This window comes from Streptomyces sp. NPDC037301, assembly GCF_055602785.1.
Genome location: NZ_JBVJWD010000025.1, coordinates 36,613 through 56,974, shown reverse-complemented (window position 1 = coordinate 56,974; position 20,362 = coordinate 36,613). Strand labels below are relative to the sequence as shown.

At 67.4% G+C, this 20,362-nt stretch carries 20 protein-coding genes and 2 pseudogenes; 18 read left to right on the top strand and 4 right to left on the bottom strand.

From position 1 onward, the window contains the following. Window positions 1-52 precede the first annotated feature (52 nt). Window positions 53-517, top strand: coding sequence for a RidA family protein (locus ACZ7IB_RS31510; protein ID WP_470917214.1), 465 nt, complete (start codon window positions 53-55; stop codon window positions 515-517). Between the two features lie 556 nt (window positions 518-1,073). Here the strand turns inward: ACZ7IB_RS31510 and ACZ7IB_RS31505 are convergent. Further along, a complete protein-coding gene (locus ACZ7IB_RS31505) occupies window positions 1,074-1,832 on the bottom strand; it encodes a GntR family transcriptional regulator (protein ID WP_470917212.1) in 759 nt (252 codons plus the stop codon). Between the two features lie 214 nt (window positions 1,833-2,046). On the opposite strand from ACZ7IB_RS31505, the gene ACZ7IB_RS31500 reads away from it, so the two are divergent. From ACZ7IB_RS31500 to ACZ7IB_RS31440, 13 genes and pseudogenes are all read left to right on the top strand, one after another. Continuing rightward, entirely contained in the window at window positions 2,047-3,207 is a 1,161-nt protein-coding gene (locus ACZ7IB_RS31500) for an ABC transporter substrate-binding protein (RefSeq protein ID WP_470917311.1), read from the top strand. Further along, on the top strand, window positions 3,204-4,136 hold the full coding sequence (locus ACZ7IB_RS31495; RefSeq protein WP_470917211.1) for an ABC transporter permease: 933 nt from the start codon (window positions 3,204-3,206) through the stop codon (window positions 4,134-4,136). Before ACZ7IB_RS31500 ends, ACZ7IB_RS31495 begins: the two co-directional genes overlap by 4 nt. Beyond that, window positions 4,124-4,951, top strand: coding sequence for an ABC transporter permease (locus ACZ7IB_RS31490; RefSeq protein ID WP_470917210.1), 828 nt, complete (start codon window positions 4,124-4,126; stop codon window positions 4,949-4,951). The genes ACZ7IB_RS31495 and ACZ7IB_RS31490 overlap by 13 nt, the downstream gene beginning before the upstream one ends. After that, window positions 4,948-6,084 (top strand): ABC transporter ATP-binding protein, encoded by a 1,137-nt coding sequence (locus tag ACZ7IB_RS31485; RefSeq protein ID WP_470917209.1) that lies wholly within the window; start codon window positions 4,948-4,950, stop codon window positions 6,082-6,084. The genes ACZ7IB_RS31490 and ACZ7IB_RS31485 overlap by 4 nt, the downstream gene beginning before the upstream one ends. 133 nt (window positions 6,085-6,217) lie before the next feature. Beyond that, complete coding sequence (locus ACZ7IB_RS31480; RefSeq protein WP_470917208.1) at window positions 6,218-6,907, top strand: HAD family hydrolase; 690 nt, start codon at window positions 6,218-6,220, stop codon at window positions 6,905-6,907. Between the two features lie 4 nt (window positions 6,908-6,911). After that, a complete protein-coding gene (locus tag ACZ7IB_RS31475; RefSeq protein WP_470917206.1) occupies window positions 6,912-8,801 on the top strand; it encodes a phosphocholine-specific phospholipase C in 1,890 nt (629 codons plus the stop codon). Between the two features lie 49 nt (window positions 8,802-8,850). Continuing rightward, window positions 8,851-9,372, top strand: a pseudogene (locus ACZ7IB_RS31470) (FAD-dependent oxidoreductase); the annotation flags it as partial. 840 nt (window positions 9,373-10,212) lie between these two features. Then, entirely contained in the window at window positions 10,213-10,545 is a 333-nt protein-coding gene (locus ACZ7IB_RS31465; protein WP_470917205.1) for a hypothetical protein, read from the top strand. A gap of 30 nt (window positions 10,546-10,575) precedes the next feature. Further along, complete coding sequence (locus ACZ7IB_RS31460) at window positions 10,576-10,863, top strand: hypothetical protein (protein WP_470917204.1); 288 nt, start codon at window positions 10,576-10,578, stop codon at window positions 10,861-10,863. Between the two features lie 79 nt (window positions 10,864-10,942). After that, on the top strand, window positions 10,943-11,599 hold the full coding sequence (locus tag ACZ7IB_RS31455) for a hypothetical protein (protein WP_470917202.1): 657 nt from the start codon (window positions 10,943-10,945) through the stop codon (window positions 11,597-11,599). A 168-nt stretch (window positions 11,600-11,767) separates the two neighbouring features. Next, window positions 11,768-13,165 carry an MFS transporter gene (locus tag ACZ7IB_RS31450; protein ID WP_470917200.1) on the top strand — a complete coding sequence of 466 codons (1,398 nt, stop codon included), beginning with the start codon at window positions 11,768-11,770 and terminating at the stop codon, window positions 13,163-13,165. After that, window positions 13,162-14,406 carry an FAD-dependent monooxygenase gene (locus ACZ7IB_RS31445; protein ID WP_470917198.1) on the top strand — a complete coding sequence of 415 codons (1,245 nt, stop codon included), beginning with the start codon at window positions 13,162-13,164 and terminating at the stop codon, window positions 14,404-14,406. The genes ACZ7IB_RS31450 and ACZ7IB_RS31445 overlap by 4 nt, the downstream gene beginning before the upstream one ends. 379 nt (window positions 14,407-14,785) lie before the next feature. Continuing rightward, a complete protein-coding gene (locus ACZ7IB_RS31440) occupies window positions 14,786-15,232 on the top strand; it encodes a hypothetical protein (protein WP_470917195.1) in 447 nt (148 codons plus the stop codon). 61 nt (window positions 15,233-15,293) lie between these two features. Here the strand turns inward: ACZ7IB_RS31440 and ACZ7IB_RS31435 are convergent, their stop codons facing one another. Both ACZ7IB_RS31435 and ACZ7IB_RS31430 read right to left on the bottom strand, forming a co-directional pair. Continuing rightward, window positions 15,294-16,091 carry an SMI1/KNR4 family protein gene (locus tag ACZ7IB_RS31435; RefSeq protein ID WP_470917193.1) on the bottom strand — a complete coding sequence of 266 codons (798 nt, stop codon included), beginning with the start codon at window positions 16,089-16,091 and terminating at the stop codon, window positions 15,294-15,296. Between the two features lie 53 nt (window positions 16,092-16,144). Further along, window positions 16,145-17,359: pseudogene (locus ACZ7IB_RS31430) on the bottom strand (RNA-guided endonuclease InsQ/TnpB family protein). Window positions 17,360-17,409: 50 nt separating this feature from the next. Between ACZ7IB_RS31430 and tnpA the strand changes: the two are divergent. Both tnpA and ACZ7IB_RS31420 read left to right on the top strand, forming a co-directional pair. Beyond that, window positions 17,410-17,850 carry an IS200/IS605 family transposase gene (gene tnpA, locus ACZ7IB_RS31425; protein ID WP_470917191.1) on the top strand — a complete coding sequence of 147 codons (441 nt, stop codon included), beginning with the start codon at window positions 17,410-17,412 and terminating at the stop codon, window positions 17,848-17,850. A gap of 162 nt (window positions 17,851-18,012) precedes the next feature. Beyond that, window positions 18,013-18,153 (top strand): hypothetical protein, encoded by a 141-nt coding sequence (locus ACZ7IB_RS31420; RefSeq protein WP_470917189.1) that lies wholly within the window; start codon window positions 18,013-18,015, stop codon window positions 18,151-18,153. A 191-nt stretch (window positions 18,154-18,344) separates the two neighbouring features. Here the strand turns inward: ACZ7IB_RS31420 and ACZ7IB_RS31415 are convergent, their stop codons facing one another. Continuing rightward, window positions 18,345-18,599, bottom strand: coding sequence for a hypothetical protein (locus ACZ7IB_RS31415; RefSeq protein WP_470917188.1), 255 nt, complete (start codon window positions 18,597-18,599; stop codon window positions 18,345-18,347). Window positions 18,600-18,836: 237 nt separating this feature from the next. Between ACZ7IB_RS31415 and ACZ7IB_RS31410 the strand changes: the two genes are divergently transcribed. Both ACZ7IB_RS31410 and ACZ7IB_RS31405 read left to right on the top strand, forming a co-directional pair. Next, window positions 18,837-19,637 carry an SAM-dependent methyltransferase gene (locus ACZ7IB_RS31410; protein WP_470917186.1) on the top strand — a complete coding sequence of 267 codons (801 nt, stop codon included), beginning with the start codon at window positions 18,837-18,839 and terminating at the stop codon, window positions 19,635-19,637. 88 nt (window positions 19,638-19,725) lie between these two features. Further along, a complete protein-coding gene (locus ACZ7IB_RS31405) occupies window positions 19,726-20,112 on the top strand; it encodes an SDR family oxidoreductase (RefSeq protein ID WP_470917184.1) in 387 nt (128 codons plus the stop codon). Window positions 20,113-20,362: the final 250 nt, after the last annotated feature.

The window sequence follows — 20,362 nt, the reverse complement described above, 5'->3', positions numbered from 1 at the left end:
CGCGGACTCACATCGTGAGCCCCAGCAGGGGCCCTTCAAGGGAGATGCAGACATGCACAACACTGAGAAGAAGATCGAGTCGATGGGTCTGACTCTGCCGGCGGTCGCCGCACCGCTCGCCGCATACGTCCCGGCCATCCGGTCGGAACGCTACGTCCACACCTCCGGACAGCTCCCCCTGATCGACGGCAAGCTGCCGCTCACCGGCAAGGTCGGTGCCGAAATCTCCCCGGAGCAGGCCAAGGACCTGGCCCGTACCTGTGCGCTGAACGCACTGGCGGCCGTGAAGTCGGTCGCCGGTGATCTGGACCGCATCAAGCGCGTCGTCAAGGTCGTCGGATTCGTCGCCTCCGCACCGAACTTCACCGGCCAGCCCGGCGTCATCAACGGCGCCAGCGAGCTGCTCGGGGAAGTCCTCGGCGACAAGGGCATCCATGCCCGCAGCGCCCTCGGAGTCGCCGTCCTCCCACTGGACGCTCCGGTCGAGGTCGAGCTTCAGGTCGAGCTCATGGACTGACACCGCCGGCCAGGCGGCGGAGCTGTGCCGACCTGAACGCCCGCCAGGGAAAGCCCGAGCGGGCACCATGGCGAGGCAACCTCCGCCGTCTGACGCTTCCGCGGCGCGCGACGTGATCACGCCCAATTCTGGCGTGCGGGAGACGTGTCGCCCTCCCGCGATGACGCCAGATCCGGAAGGCGATACCTCCGGTGCGCATCGCAGACAATCCTGCCGTCCGCTGTCGCGGCCGTCACTTGCGGGGGCCGCCGCAATGCCGTTGCTTGAGCGTTCAGCCAGTTCCCGGTAACTAATGTGACGGGATGGATGTCCGACCGTTGTACCGTCTGTGCATCCTTGGACCGGGACATCGGATCGCGTGCGGCTCGGCGTGGTCAGCCAGTGGGTGAGCTTGTTCCGCCTTGACGGGCACCGTTGGTGTGGTGGTCAGGCTGCGAGTGCGGTCTCGTAGTCAGCGGGACTGCGGTAGCCGAGGCTGCTCCCAGTTCGCCGGTCGTCACCGGACATGAGCCGACCACCCTCGCACGGCCAATGACGGCAATGACGGCCGGTCAGCTCAGCCGCGTCGGCGCGACAGCGCCGTCGTCGCCACTGAGTTGTGCACCGTGAAAGCAATCGTGCCCGGCAGAAATCGGTCGTCCGACCACATCAACGGTCTGCCCGCCTGGTCCGTGGCCCGCCGCCGCTCCCGCATCAGCGGCGCGTCCGGAGCACAGCCGAGGAGGCGCGTGTCGTCGGCATCGGCGTAGACGAGGTCAATGGTGTGTTCCGTGTCCGCGAACACCACTCCCTCCTCCGCCAGTGGATCGGTGTGCGAGATCGCGTGGGGATCCAGGCGCTTGATCAGGGCGCCGATCCGCTCGGGGTAGAGAGTCCTCTCGACCATGATTGGAACACGCGACAGCGTCCGCAGCCGGAGCACCCGGTATATCTGCGACCCCGGAGCGAGGCTGAGCTGCTCGCATTCCAACGGTTCCGCGGGACGGCGTTCGATGTCGATCGTGCGGCTGCCCGGTTCCTCTCCGAGCGAGCGTGCCCATCGGGTGAAACTCAGCAACTCGAAAAAACTCTGCGTACGTGCGGTGCCGAGCACGACGCGGCGCGTGCCACGTCGGGAAGTGACCAGGCCGTTGGCGCGCAGTACGGCCAGCGCCTGACGGACAGTGCCGCGTGAGACGCCGTACTGCTGGGCGATCTTCTCCTCGCTGGGCAGCCGGCCGTCCGACCCGTAGGCGCCGGTAGCTATGGCCTCGCGCAAGTCAGCCGCCAGCCGCCGGTACCGGGCTCCGGTGGTGCCGCCCCCCGCGACCGCCATTCTGCTCTCCTTCTCCCTCAGCCGCCCATCGCCGCTGCTGTGGAACGTGAGCCTATCCGCTCCCGAGCGTGGCTCACCGATCAGGCCCCTCCCGCCGCACAGCCCGCGATCTCTTCCCGAAAGGCTTCTCCGCGCGTTCGCCGGCGTTCATCTTCCGTACACCGCCTCCCGAGGTAATGAGTCAAGTTGTACAGCCAACTTATTCCACTGGGAGATTCCATTGAGACTGCACCGCGTTCCCTCGGCGGGCCTTTTCTGTGTCCTTGCCGCGGCCGCGCTGGGACTCAGTGCATGCGGCCTGACCAGCGCAGATGTGGCAAGCGATAGCGGGAGCAAGGCCGCGACCGCCATCTCGGCACAGGACGCCGGCGGCCTCGACGCTCTCGTCGCAGCCGCGAAGAAGGAGGGCAAGTTGAACGCCATCGCCCTTCCTCGGGACTGGGCGAACTACGGCGAGATCATCGACACCTTCGAGAAGAAGTACGGGATCAAGGTCGAGGTCGAGAACCCCGACGCCTCCAGTCAGGACGAACTCGCCGCAGTCACCTCCCGCAAGGGACAGGACCGGTCTCCGGACGTCATCGACGTGGGCAGCGCCTTCGCCATCAGCGCGGCCCAGCAGAACCTGCTGGCGCAGTACCGCGTCTCAGCCTTCGACCAGATCCCGCAGGAGCAGAAGGACGCTCAGGCACGCTGGTACAACGACTTCGGCGGCTACGTCTCGATCGGTTGCGACGCGGCCCGCGTCAAGAAGTGCCCCAAGACCTTCGCCGACCTGCTCGATCCGCAGTACAAGGGCCAGATCGCGCTGACCGGCAATCCGACGAAGTCCGGCTCGGCCTTCGGTGCCGTATACGCGGCGGCACTCGCCAACAAGGGCTCCTTCGACGACATCAAGCCCGGCCTGGACTTCTTCGCCCGCCTGAAGAATTCCGGCAACTTCAACCCTGTCGAGTCGAGCCCTGCGACCATCCAGAAGGGTGAGACACCGATCAGTATCAACTGGGACTACCTCAACGCCGGATACGTCGACGACCTCCGCGCCAAGGGCGTCGACTGGAAGGTGAGTGTCCCGGCCGACGGTGTGTACGCCCAGTACTACTCGCAGGCCATCGTGAAGTGGGCACCGCACCCGGCCGCTGCCCGCTTGTGGCAGGAGTTCCTCTACAGCCCCGAAGGCCAGAACCTGTGGCTCAAGGGCCACGCCCGCCCCGTGCTGATGCCCTCGATGCAGAAGGCCGGCACGCTCGACACCGCCGTCGCCGCCAAGCTCCCGCAGGCACCCGACGGCAAGACCGCCTTCCCGACGGAGGATCAGGTCAGCAAGGCCAAGCAGGACGTCGTCCAAGGCTGGGGCCGGGGCGCCGGCGAATGAGTACCCTCCAAGCAGTCGCCAGAGGCGACAACCCGACCCGCTCCTCCGGAAGCAGTACTCGTGCGGGTGCCGCCCGGCGGTGGCGCCTTCCTCGCTCGGCAGGCTGGCTGGGTGCCGTGCCGCTGCTCCTCTTCGCCGCCTTGGTGTTCGGCCTGCCCGCCGGGACGATGGTGTTCGGCGCGCTCACGACGCCCGAAACTGTGCCTGGCGGGGCCCGTTTCACCGGCGCAAACATGAGCGCCTCACTGCACGGCCCCTACCTGACCGCGCTCATCGGAAGCGTCAAGCTCTCCGCCTTCTCCGCGCTGATCGCCGCGGTCGTCGGTCTGCCCGTCGCCCACGCGGTCGTGACCTCGCGATTCCGCGCGCTGCGCGAGGCAGTCCTGGCCGGGGCGGGCGTACTGGCGAACTTCGGTGGTGTGCCGCTCGCGTTCGCTTTCGTGGCGACGCTCGGCAACGCCGGGGTGCTGACGACCCGCTTCCACCTGCTCGGCCACGGCTGGAATCTGTACGGCTTCTGGGGCCTGACCCTGGTCTACCTCTACTTCCTGATTCCGCTCATGGTCCTCACGCTCGCCCCCGCTCTGGAGGGGCTGCGGCGGCAGTGGCGCGAGGCCGCCCACAACAACGGCGCGAGCACCTTCCGGTACTGGATGCACGTCGCCCTGCCGATTCTCATGCCATCGCTGCTCGGCGGCTATGTCTTGCTGTTCGGCACCGCGTTCAGTGCGTACGCGACGGCCGCCGCGATGGTTGGCAGCTCGGTACCGCTGGTCACCATGCAGATCGCGGACGCGCTGTCCGGCAACGTCCTGGTCGGCCAGGACAACGTCGCCCTGGCGCTCGGCGTCGACATGGTGCTGGTCGCGGGGCTTGTCATGGCCGTCCAGGTGCCGTTGCAGCGCAGGAGCACACGATGGCTCGCTTGAACAGGACCGGATACGGGCGCAGCGCCGTACTGCTGCTCACCGGTGCGTACTTCCTCGTCCCGATCGCATGCGCCATCGCCTTCAGCATCGGAATCGGCGCCCCCCGCCAGGCCCTGGGCTTCGAGGCCTACACCGGCATCTTCGGTGCCGACGGCTTCACCGACAGCCTCACCTTGACCCTGAAACTGGCCGCGGCCACCATCGCGCTGGTTCTGGTGCTGCTCGTGCCTGCCTTGGTCACGGTGCGGCTGGCCGCGCCGCGTCTGCGCACACTCGTCGAGATCGTGTGCATGCTGCCGCTGGTCGTACCGGCTGTCGCCCTGGTCGCCGGGATCAGCGCGGTGCTGCGCTGGGGACCGGACCACTTTGCCGGTACCCCGCTCTTCCAAGTCATGGTCGCGCTCCAGGCCCCGCAGTTCCCCATGGTTCTGGTGCTTGCCTACACGCTGATGGCGCTGCCGCTGGCGTACCGCACACTCGACACCGGGTTCGGCGCCATCGACCTGCGCGTGCTCGTCGAGGCTGCACGGTCCTGCGGGGCGCCGTGGCCGCACACCCTTATCCATGTCGTGCTGCCCAACCTTCGCGGGGCGCTGCTCAACACGGCGTTCCTGACCCTCGCACTCGTCCTCGGCGAGTACACCGTCGCCGCGGTCCTCGGCTATCAGCCGTTCGCCGTGTGGATCGTTGCCATCAGCGGCTCGCAGGCGCAGATGTCGGTGGCCGTCTCGATGGTCGGCCTCCTCGTCACCTGGATGCTGCTGCTGCTGATCAGCGCTGCCGGACGTGCTCGCCGCCCCAAGGAGAACTCATGACCGACCTTCTCACCGATCCCGAAACCGTCAGGCCGACGCGGGCCGGTTCAACCGTGGAGTTCCGTGGGCTGCGCCGCGCCTTCGGCGCCACGACGGCGCTGGACGGACTGGACCTTGAAGTCCGCCCCGGCGAACTCCTGGCACTGCTCGGCCCGTCCGGCTGCGGAAAGACCACCGCCTTGCGCACGGTCGCCGGCTTCGAGCGGCCCGACACGGGCGAAGTGCTCGTGGACGGCGAGGACATCACGCGTGTTCCCGCACACCGCCGCGAGGCGGGCATGGTGTTCCAGTCGTACAGCCTCTTTCCGCACATGACAGCCATCGACAACGTCGCCTTCGGGCTGCGGATGAGCGGGACGGGCAAAGCCGCGCGGCGGGCTCGCGCCGCGGAACTTCTGGAGCTGGTCGGGCTGCCGAACCACGCCGCCCGCTTCCCGCGCCAGCTCTCCGGAGGCCAGCAGCAGCGCATCGCGCTGGCCCGGGCTCTGGCACTGCGGCCACGCGTACTGCTGCTCGACGAACCGCTGTCCGCGCTCGACGCTCAGGTGCGGCTGACACTGCGCGAGGAGATCCGTCGCCTCCAACAACAACTGGGCATCACGACGCTGTTCGTGACACACGACCAGGAGGAGGCCCTCTCCATGGCCGACCGGGTCGCCGTGATGCGCGCCGGGAGACTCGAGCAGTGCGCGCCTCCCGCAGAGCTGTACGAACGCCCTGCGACCGCGTTCGTCGCCAATTTCGTGGGGGTGATGAGCCGGATACCGGCCCGGCCGGGGGCGGACGGCACGACCGTGGGCGCGTTCGGCCGCACGCTACCGGTCCAAGGGACGCTGCCGGGCCCCGTCGGGACCGACGGTAGAAGTGGCGAGGTGGACGTACTGGTACGCCCGGAAGCGATCGGGGTCATGGCGGACGGCGATGGCACGTCCCAGATCGTGGGCGCGACATTTTTGGGCGCGACGACGAGGCTGACTGTACGGCTGGCCGGAGGCGCGGAGGTGATGGCGGACGTGGCGACTCACTCGACGGCCGGACTCCCCGTCGGTGCCAAGGTGACGCTGACCCTTCCGGACCGCCCGGTGCTGGTGGATCGCCACAGCTGGGGAAACGGCGGTCGCAGTGGAAGCTGACGGCTCCGGCCGATTCTCGATCCGACCACGCCGTACGAAGCCGTCGCTTCAGACCGAACCAACCGACCTGTCCGGCCTTCGACGCAGGGAGTCTCCGATTCCGCCCGTTCGCCACGCACCGGAGAAACTCCTCATGAACCATCGCAGGGCCACACCCGGCCTTCCCGCTGCCGTGCTGTTCGACATGGACGGCACACTCGTCGACACCGAGAGGCTGTGGTGGGCGGCCGTGGAACAGGTGGCAGACGGGATCGGGCGGCGGCTGACCGACGCCGACACGCATCATGTGCTGGGCCGACCGGCCGCACACACCGCAGATCACCTGCACCGCACCGGCGGCCCGGCGGTCCCCGCCCCTGACGTGCTCGCCATCGAACTGGACGCGGCGTTCGCCGCCCGAGTCGCCTGCGAGGTCGTCCCGCGACCGGGCGCGCTGCGCCTGCTGGACGAACTGGCCGCGGCCGGAGTCCCCACGGCGATCGTCTCCGCGTCGCCGCGCCATGTCGTCGACCTCGTGCGCAAGGCCCTGGGCGAGGAGCGGTTCGCATTGACACTCGCCGTCGAGGACACGGTCCGCACCAAGCCGGCGCCTGATCCGTACCTCGCCGCGGCCGCCGCCCTCGGTGTCGATCCGCGCGCCTGCGCAGTCGTCGAAGACACGCCCACGGGTGTCGCCGCGGCCGAGGCCGCCGGGTGCGTGGTGCTGGCCGTGCCCTCCACCGTACCGATCCCGTCCGCAGCACGGCGGACAGTCCTCGACTCCCTGGAGCGGGCCGATGTGACCCTGCTCGTATCCCTGTTCACGTCCGCGGAAAGGAACTGACACCATGGACGACATCCGCCACGTCGTGATCCTCATGCAGGAGAACCGCAGTTTCGACCACTACTTCGGCACGCTGAACGGCGTGCGCGGGTTCGATGACCGTCAGGCTCTGACGTTCCCGAACGGCGACAGCGTCTTCCGTCAGCCCGCCCGCTCCCGGACCGACGGCGGCTTCCTGCTGCCCTACCGGATGGACTCCACGAAGTTCAACGCGCAGAACGCCGACGGTCTGCCGCACGACTGGGAATCCGGTCACGATGCCAACAACAACGGCGCGATGAACCGCTGGACATCGGCCAAGGGTGAGCAGAGCATGGGCTACCTCACCCGTGAGGACATTCCCTACCAGTACGCGCTGGCCGACGCGTTCACACTCTGCGACGCCTACTTCTGCTCACTGGCCGGACCCACCAGCCCCAACCGCCTCTACCTGTGGACCGGCACCGTCGGCCCGGGCCGGGACGGCACGACCGGCCCGTGGATCGACAACACCCCGCTTCCCGACAACCCGGTCTGCGACTGGACCACCTACGCAGAACGCTTGTCGGCCGCCAACGTCACCTGGCGCGTTTACCACTCTCCCGGACTGGACGAGCGCCACGGCAACTACGAGGACAACGCCCTGGAGTACTTCGCCCGGTTCCACACCTTCGACAAGGACGACCCGCGCTACATCAATGCGATGACGAAGTGGGACCTGTCGGCGTTCGACGCCCACTGCAAGGACGGCACGCTGCCGACAGTGTCCTGGCTGGTCTCTCCGTATCTGTTCTGCGAACACCCGACCGCCAGCCCCGCTTACGGCGCCCACTGGGTCAACACCGCCCTTCAGTCGGTCTTCGCCAACCCGGACGTGTGGCGGCACACCGCCTTCCTCGTCATGTACGACGAGAACGACGGCTACTTCGACCACATGGTGCCGCCGTTCCCGCCCGACGCGACCCCCGAGGAGTTCGTGGACGGGCAGCCGATCGGTCTGGGCAACCGTGTCCCCCTGTGGGTGATATCACCGTGGTCGCGCGGCGGCTGGGTCAACTCCCAGGTCTTCGACCACACCTCCGTCCTGCGCTTCCTGGAAGTCGTCACCGGCGTGCGGGAACCCAACATCTCGGAGTGGCGTCGCGCCGTATGCGGCGACCTCACCAGTTGCTTCGACTTCGCCCTGCCCGACTTCTCGATCCCCGCACTGCCAGACACCCGCGCGCTGGTGGAGCAGGCCGACGCGGCGATGGAACTGCCACCGGTGGAGCTCCCGGCGCCGGGCACACAGGTCATGCCGACACAGGAACCGGGCGGTGCGCGTCCTCACCGGGCGCTGCCGTACCGTCCATGGGCCGACGTCGCTGTGGACCGCGCCACCGGCAAGGTCACCTGCACACTCGCCAACGAAGGAACGGTCTCCTTCCACTTCACGGTGTTCCCGAACATCGCGCGGCCGTTCGCCGGTACGCCGTTCACTGTCGCGCCGCGCAGCACTGCCACCTACGTGTGGGATGCCGTACGCACGGACGGGCGCTACGACTTCACCGTTCACGGCGCCGACGGCTTCGTCTGCCGATTCGCCGGAACGGTGACCGGAGTTGATCAGAACGACGCTGCCGCTCCTCGAGTGACAGGGGTCCTGCGGGGCGGCAAGCCGGAGAACGCCTCGGTCGAGTTGCTGCTGGCCAACGACGGCGGTTCGGAGGTGTGCTTCACCATCGCCCCGAACGACTTCGACGGCACGGAACACAGGCAACTGCTCGGCCCACGCGAGAAGGCGGTCCTGAACTGGCCCACGGACAGCGGGCGGTACGACATGACCGTCACGGCGGACGGAGGCACGGGCTTCGCCCGGCGGTACGCGGGGACAGTGCACGCGGCCCCGAACACGATTACGGCTGATGTCTCGTGATCCGTCGATTCCAGCACGCTCGCTCCGCCCGATCACCGAAGGCGACCCCGACACCGCAGCGACCGCGCACCGGGAGGCCACGCAGCTCTCCCTCTCCCTGCTCTACTGGCTCCAGACCGAAGCCCCCAGCCCCGACGGCGGCACCGGATTCCCCGGCCTCCGGCTCCGCCATGATGTCGTCGGCACCACCGACGGCCTGACCAAATCGGCGTACGTCCGCGAATCGCGGCGCATCCGCGCGGTCACCACCGTCGCCGAGAACCACGTCTCCCGCGCCGTCGTCGACGAGCGCGGCAGGCCCCGCCACCCGGACTCCGTCGGCATCGGCGCGTACCGCATCGACCTACACCCCTCGACCGGCGGCGACAACTACATCGACATCGCCAGCGTGCCCTTCGAGATCCCGCTCGGCGCCGTGCTGCCCATCCGGATACGCAACCTCCTCCCGGCAGCCAAGAACCTCGGCACCACCCACATCTCCAATGGCTGCTTCCGGCTTCACCCCGTCGAATGGAACATCGGCGAGGCCGCCCACCGCCTGCGCCGGGGCACCGAACCGCACCACGTCAGGGATCGATGGTGTGCGAGTCGCGGGCTACTGCCGGACGAACAGTGCACGCTCGGCATCCACGTGCCGGACGAGTGCTCACTTTCCGGAAGATTTGCCCCGCGTCCAGACCTGAGCCATGGCCTGAGCGACGTCCGGACCGAGGTGCCGAGTGGCGATCTGGTCAATTTCATCGAAATTTTCCGTGTACCGCTTCGTGAAGCGCCCGAAAAGCCTCCGCAGGGCGATACCTGCGATTCCCAGTGGAACCATTGCCGCCGAGATGAGCAGCAAAAGCAAATCGATAGTGTTCCTGGTGAGGGTATTCCAGTAGCCGAGGTCCGAGGGAAGGGCGACTGTGCCGGTATCATTCGGGTCGTACACGACTGTCATGGCGTAGCCGTCTCTCACCTGACGTGTCTTAAATTGCAGCGGCGACTCAACGGACCGCCCGCCGGACGGGGTGAAGCGCACCCAGCAGGTGACAGACAGCTCGCCACCATTTTCGTCGTGGAGGGCTTGCTGGCATCTCGTGACATTCGCGCGGGTCTGAACCCCGTGGCTCTTCAAGGTAGATATCACCTTGCTGTGGCTCGGTATGATGAATATCGCGATCGTGACGAAACCGCACAGCCCCATAACGATCATGGTGATGGATGCGATCGTTAGGTACCTGAGCAGATTGCGTGGACGTGCTGGCTTCGTACTCATCGGCTCCCTGACGCTATTGAATCAGTCGATACTGCTCTACCCCGTCCATCCGGGGCTCGATCGTCTCGCGGCAGGCCAATTGACCACAACTCAAGCGCGGACCGTCATCCTTCGCCAGCTACCGGCGCTGGCACACTCGGATAGCCTGAAGGCATGGCCGCGAAGTACTACCGGGACGAGCGAGCTGCCCGCCGCCCGTCCTCATTGATCTCCAGGCCGTCCCAAGGCGTCGAGGAGGGCTACCGACTCGTAGGCCCGGGCGGAGTACTCACTCCGATCATCAGCCACGTGCAATGGCTGGACAACCATCCGGACGGCCCCGAGACGCACGTGATGATCTCCTTCGAGGACGGCACAAACGTCGAGTTCCCCTTCGATGTCCGACTGGCCGCCATCTGGTACAACGAGCAACGAGCCGTCAGCGATAAGGACTTGATGGAGGCGGCTCCCGCTGCGTGGGGTGCCCCCGCCGAGCCCTGGCGTTAGGCGTGCCGCCGAGGACTGTGCCGCCGCCGCTTGGTCAGGAATTCGGTACCTATCAACCCGGTGCAGCGCTGCGCCCTCGGCATCACCACCGACCACGACCACCTCCGCGCCACGGTGGAGAACACTATCGGCAACGTCACCGCCCTCAACCCGCACATCGGCTACGCCCAGGCCGGCGCCGCCGCGCAGGAAACGCTCGTCACCGGCCGCGCCGTCGCCGACATCGTCCTGGCACAGGGACTCCTCACGCAGGCCGACCTCGGCAATATCCTCCGCCCGCAAGCCCTCGCACGATCCGGCAGCCGCAATTCCAGGTGACAGCGGGAAGCGGGCAGCGATGGTGCACCCCATCTATCCCGTCGGCGACGCTCCCACCAACGGCTGGCAGTATTGGCGCATGGCCGAAGACGAAGATCCCCATCCCGATGGCTGGCCGGCACAGGCACGCCAGTCGTTCCTTACCGCCATGTGGAACATGGTTGTCGACGAGGATGCCTACACCGACGGCTCCCCGTCGTGGATCGAGTCCCGGTCAGGAGGCCACGAGCAGGGGGGTGTTCCCGGCAGCGCATCGGCGGCGGCGCTGCACCGGATCCTGGCGTGCGGCGTGAATCCGGACGATGTGACCGATGTGGTGCGGCAGATGCAGCATGACCTCCTTTACAACGTCTGCCAGTTGATCGACGATCCGGGACTGCTGGGCATCGGACTGGACGAGGACTGGTCCGAGCAGACGGACGTCCGCTGGGAACTGGTGGCGGTCCGCACCGCCCGGTCGGCGGTGCGGGCACCGATCGACGGGCTGCACTCCTCACTCGACGAGCTCGACCCCAGCGGCCGCAGCGGGGAGCCACGCGGCCGACCCGTTCCCGCCCGGCTGCCGGGCCAGCCGCCCCACGCGCGGCTGGCCATTGCCCACGCACGTGCGGGCTACCGTATCCAAGCGATAAACACTTGGCGGAAGGCGACCGGTGCGTCGGTGCTGGAGGCGAAGGCAGCCATCGACCAGCTCCTCGACCAGTTGCGGCAAGATCCGGAGAGCGCGCAGCGATGACCGAGGAATATCGCGTCTCCAGACCGTGGATGGCCTCCTGACGACCGTGGCCGGACAGCGAGCGGAAGTGCGCGGCGAACGCGACCGGGCCGAAGGACATACCGCCAGTGTCGGCAATCGCGCAGAGCGCTGCTGCTCGCGTACGAGGTACGGCATATCTGCACGTCCATGACCGCAACTCTGGCTCCCCCGGTCCGCATCGGGAAGGCCGCTGTCGGGGCCCTCGGCATACTGGCAGTCGCCACCGGTGCCTTGGAGTCGGTGGTGACGCCGACGCTCCCGCTCCTGCAACACGAGCTGGATATGAGTCCAGCCGAAGGGGCGTTACTCAGCATCATGCTCCTCATCACCGGCGCGCTCGTCACACCGGTCGCAGGCAAGTTAGGCGACCGCTACGGCGGAAAACGAGTCCTGATCCGGCTGATGGCGGTGGTCTCGGCCGGTGGCCTGGTGTCCGCCCTGGCGCCGAACCTGCCCGTGCTGCTGCTCGGGCAGGTACTTCAGGGGGCGATGGTGGGCGCGCTGCCCCTGTCGTTCATCCTGGTGCGCGAACACCTCCCCACGGGAGAGTCGAAGGTGGCCATAGGGGTGATCAGCGGGCTGTTCGTGGAGGGCGGGATGGCCGGAACGCTGTCGGCCGGGCCCGTGGCGGAAGGGCTGTCCCGACACTGGATGTTCGCGCTGCCGACGATCGCGGTCATCGGGGCCACCATGCTGGTGAACAGGCTGATGCCGCATGATCCGCCGAGCCGGTCGGACGACGCCGGGGCCGACTGGCCCGGCCTGGTTCTCTTGAGCGGGACGCTGGTCACGCTCACGCTCGTACTCGCGCTGGCGCCCGACATCGGCTCGCAGCCACTCGTGCTCGGCGCCCTCATCGTGGTTCTGGCCGCCTTCGTGACCGGATGGATCGCCGTTGAGCGGCGTGCGGCCTCGCCGATGGTCGATCTGCGCATGCTGGCACGGCCCGCGGTGTGGAAGTCGTGTGCGCTGACGTTCGTGATGTGCGTCGGTACCTCGGTGGCGGTCTATCTCGTCCCGCAACTGTTCGCGGTGTCCGCCGACGAGTACGCATTCGGGGCCAGCGCCACCGAAATCGGCTTCTTCCTGCTGCCCGGCGCCGTGGCCGCGTCGCTGGCCGGGCCGATCAGTGGGATCGGGGCGCGGCGTTTCGGCTCGCGTACGGTGGTCACCGCCGGGATCGTCATCATGGTCGCCGTCCTGATCCCCCTGGCAGCCGTGCACACCGAGGTCTGGCACCTCGTCATCGGCAAGGCGCCGATCGCGCTTGCCAACGGCCTGTGCGTTACGGCGATGGTGACCAGCACCGCCACATCCGTCGATCACAGTGACACCGGCATCGCCACCAGCCTGGTCCTGGTGACCCGCGTGCTCGGCTACGCCGTGGGTGTGCAGGTCAGTGGCGCGATCCTCACCGCCGGGACCCCTGCCGGGTCGGATGTCCCGGCCGAATCGGCCTTCGTCACCGGCTTCTTCATAGCCGGCGCCGTCACGGCGCTGTCCCTGCTTGTCACCCGCACCATGAGCAAAGGAGTCAAGGAATGACCCGCACTGATCTGTTGAGCGACGTCCGTACCGCGCCGAGGCGCAAGGTCCTGATATCCGGGGCCGGCATCGCGGGGCCCGCCCTCGCGTTCTGGCTGAACCGATACGGATTCGCGGTCACGGTGGTCGAGAAGGCGGGCACACTTCGTAACGGTGGATACCCCATCGACGTGCGCGGCACCGCACTCGAGGTCGTCCGGAGGATGGGAATCCTGCCGCAACTGCAGGACGCGCACATCGACCTGCGCCGGCTGACCTTCCTCAACGGGGACGGCAGCGAGGTGGCCTCGGTCCACCCGCACACCGTCACCGGCGGTGTCGCGGAACGCGACCTCGAGGTGCGGCGCGGGGACCTGACCGGCGCTCTCCACACGGCGGTCCGTGACGACGTGGAGTTCTTGTTCAACGACTCCATCGACACCCTCGACCAGTCCGGCCACGGGGTCGACGTCACCTTCCGCGGGGGCAGCAGACGTACGTTCGACATGGTGTTCGGTGCGGACGGTCTGCACTCACGTACCCGCGAGTTCCTGTTCGGCCCCGAAGAGCAGTTCCACCGGTACCTCGGCTACTGCTTCGCCGGGTTCACCATGCGCAACACCTTCGGGCTCTCCCACGAGACCATGATGTGGAACACCCCGGGCAAGGCCGCGGCGCTCTACGCCGTGGGGGACAACGACGAAGTGCACGCCTTCCTGAACTTCGCCCGCCCGGAACCGCCGTTCGACGCGTTCCGGAACCCGGAAGCCCAACGGGACCTGGTCGCCGCGGTCTTCGCCGACGCGGGATGGGAGATCCCGGGCATGCTTGCCGCCATGCGCGACGCGGACGACCTGTTCTTCGACGTGGTCAGCCAGATCAGCATGCCCCGCTGGTCCAGCGGCAGGGTCACGCTGGTCGGCGACGCCGCGTACGCACCCTCGTTCCTCACCGGACAGGGCTCCAGCCTCGGGCTCGTCGGCGCGTACATGCTCGCCGGTTCCCTGGCCGACCGGGACCACGCCGCGGGCTTCGCCGCCTACGAACAGCACACCCGTGAGTTCGTGACCGTAAACCAGGAACAGGTCCGCGAGGGCGACGCCGCACTCTTCCCGATCACCGCCCGGGCCCTGGAGCAGCGCAACGACATGCTGCGCAACCTCAGCGCCATGCCCTCCGCAGAGGGACGACCGGCCCACTCGGCCCTCACTCTGCCCGAATTCACGGCCCTCACTCTGCCCGAATTCACGCCCATGACGTGAGCCCGGCCCCGGCGCTGGTGACGGTGGGTGCGCTGACCACGGAGCGCTACTGCTCCAGGCCGACCAACTGGGCGCTCCGACTCCACAGTTCAACGGTGATGGGACGGGGCTCGACGGTCCGCCTCCGCTCCTTCTCATAGTATCCGCCGGACGTCCAGCTCCGGCCCGACTCGGACACTGTCTTGTCCGGCGACCGGACGATGACCACCTGGTGCCCGTCCCGCACCAGCCGGCAAGCCTCCGACCGGCCGACTCCGTCGCTCCTGAACTTGATTGTCTGATGTCGGCCGCTGTGAGGCAAACGACCCGACATCACCCAATCAAGTTCAGTAGCGGGTGCGGGCGAAGTTCAGAGCAGGCCGACCGATAGCCTGCGGCGATGACAGCAAAGCGCGAAGGTGTCTACGACGGGTCGTTGCGGAAGTTTTCGACCCGATACCTCGGACGAGCATGGACACCAGCCGACGCCAGGCCGCTGACCGTGATCGCCGAGACAGAACATCGGCTCGGCATGAGCCTCCCGCCCGAGCTCAGCGCGTTCCATCACCAGCTCGGGTCCTGCAAGGAACTACTCAACGCGCACAACGCGATCTTCACGCTGGAAGAGCTGGAGATCGCGGACGGATATCTGTTCATCGCCGAGGAGGAACAGAACATCGTTAGCTGGGCGATCCCGCTTCAGCAACCCAACCACACGGATCCGATCGTGTGGCAACGCGTCAACGACTTGGCATGCGCTTGGTACAGCGAAGAACAGGGAGTTATCGAGTTCTTCCGAACTATGCTCGATTGGACTTTCGGCATCGAACACTCGTCGACAGGTTAGGCCGCGCTGGGACGGCATTCGCCCTGTTGACGATCGAGAGCTTCGCGGTCCGACCGATCGCTCAGGATTCTCTGGCGCCTCCTGTGGTCGCGCGGCACTCTCGGATCCCGTCGCACCGCAGCCAGTCGAGGAGGTTGTCGGTCAGCTTCTCGCTGACGCCGCAGCTGTCGATGTCCCGCTCGCCGGCCCCGAGATCGAGGAGATAGACCGTTGTTCGGTCACAGGGGTGGCGCCGCATGAACAGGCCACTGCCTCCGCTGTCGTCCCCGATGAGGACCCAGTCCGGCGCGTATTCGCCTACTTGGTAGGTCTCGTTGCGCTCGAGGATGGTGTGTGGGCCATAGATCAGCACGCCGTTGGGCAGCAGGACCCCCGGCGTCGACCGCCAGAGCCGGGCCAGTGCGGACGTGAACGCGGCACCGAATCCGTTGCTCAGGGCCACCTGAACGGTCAGGAATCCCGCGAAGGTGTCCGCCACCAGCTCTTCTTGGCCGCTCACGCGGTCGCGGCGGACCACCGCGTACTCCTCGCCCGCCTGCCGGTCGAGCGCGAAGTGATAGGTGTCACCACCATCGGGCTCGGCACAGAAGCAGAGCCGGTCCCCGTCGAGGCGCCATCCGCCGGTGATGTCGTCGTCCCCATCGGAACGTGTCCCGGGTGAAGGGACAGTCGCTATCCGCGCACCGCCAGACGTGCCGCTGCCGTACTCCGTCAGCCACCACCGGTACGAGGGCGGCAGCGTGCCCACGACGGACTCGGCCGCGCTGATCCACGCGGCCGGCACGCCGGCACCTGGCCGGGCACTGATCACCGGCGACTCCTCGATCAGCTCGCGGACGAGTGCCAGGTCAGGTCTCATGCACACGAGCCTGCCATGTGACTCCTCCACCCCGTGAGCGGGGTGGCTTCTCGCTACGCCTGGTTGGCGTCGCGACGGACCAGCCCGGCCCGTAAAACGTTGGTTGCTCCGACGACGTCAGCGTGTGCGCGGTGGCCGCACGAGACGCAGTGGAACTTCTCCTGTGTGGGCCGGTTCTCCTTGGCGGTGTGCCCGCATGCGGGGCACCGCCGGGAGGTGTTGCGGGGGTCCACGGCTACCACTTCCCGCCCGGCACTCTCAGCCTTTGCGTTCAGGATCGCGAGGAACACCCCCCAACCGGCGTCAGCGATCGAACGGTTCAGCCCGGCCTTGCTCGCGGCCCCGTTGGGCAGGAAGCTGCCCGGCGTATCGAGGTCAGGCTTCGGTGCGGGAGCCTTGCTCATGTTGCGGATCTTGAGCTCTTCGTGCGCGATGAAGTCGTGCTCGCGGACCAGGCCGAGCGCGGCCTTGTGCGCGTGGTCGAGCCGCTGACGGCGCACCTTCCCGTGCAGAGCGGCGACCTTCTCCACCGCTCGCTGATGGTTCTTGGTGCGGTTCTTGGCCTTGCGGCGCGGATACCGGCTGAGCAGCTTCTGTGCCGCTTCGAGCTTCGCGGCGCCTTTGCGGGCATGGCGCGGGTTGGCGATGTGTTCGCCGTTGGATGTGGTGAGGAACGAGGCTGTGCCCAGGTCGATACCGACTACGGAGCCGGTCGCGGGGAGCGGTTCGGGCTGGGGCTGCTCGGCCGTCACGACGACGAACCACTTACGGCCCTCTCGCTTGACCGACACAGTCTTGACCTTGCCGACCACCGGCCGGTGCTGGTTCACCTTGACGTGCCCGACGCCCTGAAGGCGGACGCGGGTGACCGGGTCGTGCGGGGTGGAGTCCCACCGGCAGCCGTCCCCGTCCTTGGGGAAGTCCACCGTGTCGAACCAGTTCACTCCACGGAAGCGCGGGTATCCGGGCTTTTCACCGGCCTTGATCCGGCGGAAGAACGCCGTGAACGCCTTGTCGAGACGGCGCAACGTCGCCTGCTACGAGGAGAAGGACCATCGGCCGTGCCGTTCGGGATCGAACGCCCGGATGTCCTTGAGCTGAGCGGACTGCTGTCCGTACTTGACGCCCGTCTTCGAGGCATGCCGGTAGGCGTCGCGGCGTTCTTGCAAAGCGCCGTTGTAGAGCGAGCAGTGATCGCGCAGCATCTCGCCGAGCGCGATCGTCTGCCCCACGGTGGGCCGCATGAGGAACTTGTACGCACGGATCATCCAGCCCACCTCCTTCCAGCCTCGCCCATTGAGCCTACTATACTTGGTGTATGTCACCACGCTGGGAACCAAATACCGATATCCGCCGAGGCCGTCATGTTGTCCACAACCTTCACGCGCACTTGGTTTTCGTGACCAAGTACCGGCGAGGAGTCTTCAACGGCGACATGCTGACGCGCTGCGAGGAGATCATGCGGAACGTGTGCACGGACTTCGGAGCGGAGTTGATCGAGTTCAACGGCGAGGAGGACCACGTGCACCTCTTGGTGCACTACCCGCCAAAGGTGGCCTTGTCCTCGCTGGTCAATTCCCTCAAGGGTGTGTCCTCGCGGTACCTGCGACAGGAGTTCACCGGACGCGTCAACCGCTTCATCATGCACGGCCGGTTCTGGTCTGGCTCCTACTTCGCCGGGTCGTGTGGCGGCGCGCCGTTGGCGATCGTCAAGCAGTACATCGAGCAGCAAAAACGTCCGCTCCAGCCTGCGAGTTAGAGCAGCCCCGAGATCGGATTCCCTCCCCGCCCGAAGGCGGGGATTCCCTCCGAAGGGAGGGATGGGATGCCTTGATCCTGACGCGTCGGCGATCCCCCCTCGACGAGGCTTGCGGCCCACCCGAGGTTCACCGTCCATCACACACCCAAGCACACCTCATGGTTGAACCAGGACGAGATCTTATTCTCCATCCTGGCCCGCCGACTGCTGCGACGAGGCGAGCTCACCTCGCGCCACGACCTCATCGACCAGGTACGCAAGTTCACCCTCGATTACGACAACGAAGCCCGCCCCTTCCGATGAACCTACGACGGCACCCCGCTCAAGGCCACCTGACCCTCGCAGGATCAGCGCGGCGCTGCACCGGGCCCCCGCCGTGGCAACCGCTGCCTCATCCCTTAATGGCGCGCGCCCCATCGAACGACAACAGGCCCACGACCGCCGTTCGGCTGGTCATGGCCCCACAGCCTGGGGACTCAGGGTGGATCAACGCTTCAGATCCTGCCGACGATGTGGACGAGTCCCTCGCCCGGAGGATGTGGATCCGGACCGTCGATGGTGTACCGCTCAAGCTCATCGTCTGCGAAGGCGAGACGGCGATGCTTCCGCTGCGGTGCTCCGGCAGCGAGGTCGCCCCCAGCCTCGTTCTGCGGGGGGCTCGCCACGTCGCCCAGGCACTCTTCGACGCCGTGTGGGAACGGGCTCGCCCCCCACGGCGAACCGCACCACGGGATCGATGTCCTGGACACCAGCGAACTCCTCAAGATCCTCTGCGGCCCGGTCGGTTATCGCGGTGCTCTGAAACCTCTGAACCCGTCGTGTTGCCGTTCCCTGTGGCCCGTACCGCACGGTCCGCCATGGAACGCGCCAGTGCAGAACGCTCGCCAAGCGATTTCCGCTGATCGGCAGTGACGGGCGGATCACACGGGTACCGTTGCCGAACCTGGGCCCGACCTGGCCGTTTCAGCCGCACGAGGTGACGAACGATGAACGACTACGCACTGTCCGCACCACACCCTACGAGCGCGCACCCCGCCCGCGTTTACAACGTCTGGCTGGGCGGCAAGGATCACTATCCGGTGGATCAGGCGGCAGCCGAACTCGCTGCCCAAGCGAACCCGACGATTGTGCCGTCGGTCCGGGCCAACCGGGCCTTCCTCGGCCGCGCCGTACGTCACCTCGCGGCGGTCGGGGTCCGTCAGTTCCTCGACGTCGGTACGGGTATCCCCGCCGCAGAAAACACCCACGAGGTGGCCCAGCGGGGCGCTCCCGAGTCGCGTGTCGTCTACGTCGACAACGATCCGATCGTCCTTTCTCACGCGCGGGCGCTGCTGGTCAGTGGCCCAGAGGGGCAGACCGACTATGTGCAGGCCGATGCGCGGGACGTGGACACGATTCTCGACGCGGCCTCCCGCACCCTGGATCTGGACCAGCCGGTCGGCCTCATGCTGGTGGCGATCCTGCAGTACATCAAGGACTCAGAGGACCCGTGGAACGTCACCCGCCGGCTGCTGGACCGCCTTGCCCCGGGCAGTCACCTCGTCCTGTCCCATCCTGCCGTCGACGTCGCCGCCCCCGAGGTCGCCGAATCCATGCGGATCTACAACGAGCGCGCCGCCAGCCACGCCTCCGCCACCCCCCGCACCCACGAAGAGGTGCAACGATTCTGCGATGGCCTGGACATCCTGGAGCCGGGCGTTGTCACCCTGACCCGCTGGCGTCCCAGACCGTCCGACACTCCGGACGACGCCCTGCCCATGTGGTGTGCCGTCGCCCGCAAGGCTTAACCGGCGACTTCCCCGCCCTGCGCGTCAGTTCGCCGCACACGAATGCGTGCAGGGGGCAGGGGCACCGTTCAACCGGTGAACAAAATCAGTGGTGTTCGGCTCCGTCGGCGGGCCAGCGCCCGGCGTCGGTTGGGTCGGCATCAGCAGGACCGCGGCGTGTCGCGTCGGAGGCCGCGCGGCGCCGGCTCGCGGTCGAGGCGGCCGGGATCCTGATCGTCACACGTACTCGGCCAGCAAGGCCGCCGTCCGATCGCTGATGCGCACGTTCACCCGCGAACTCGCCCCGCGGGGCATCCGCAGCAACGCCGTGTCGCCCGGAGTCGTCGACGCCGGGATGGCCAGACGCCAATGGGCCTCCGATCCCGCGTATCGGTTTCGTGCGCAGCGTGACCCAGGGTCGGCGGTGCCCGGCTTCGCGGTGCCCGGCCTGGTCGAACACGGCGGCCTCCACCTCGGCGGCGGTGCTGTTCACTGAGCCGCACAACCGCTTCGACCTGGCCTTCGGCCCTGGGCAGCGTTCGGGGGCACAGGACGGGCGGCGTCATGCCGGCAGGGGTCGGCGATCACATCGTCCACTGTGCGCGGCGCGGGCTCGGCGTCGTAGGCGGCTCCCAGGCTGGTCATCCGTTTCCGAGTCGCTGACCAGCCCGTCGGGGGGGGGGGGGGGGGGGGTGTGGGGGGGGGGGCACCGGGGTGGGGGGGGGAACAAGCAGGGGGGTGTGAGT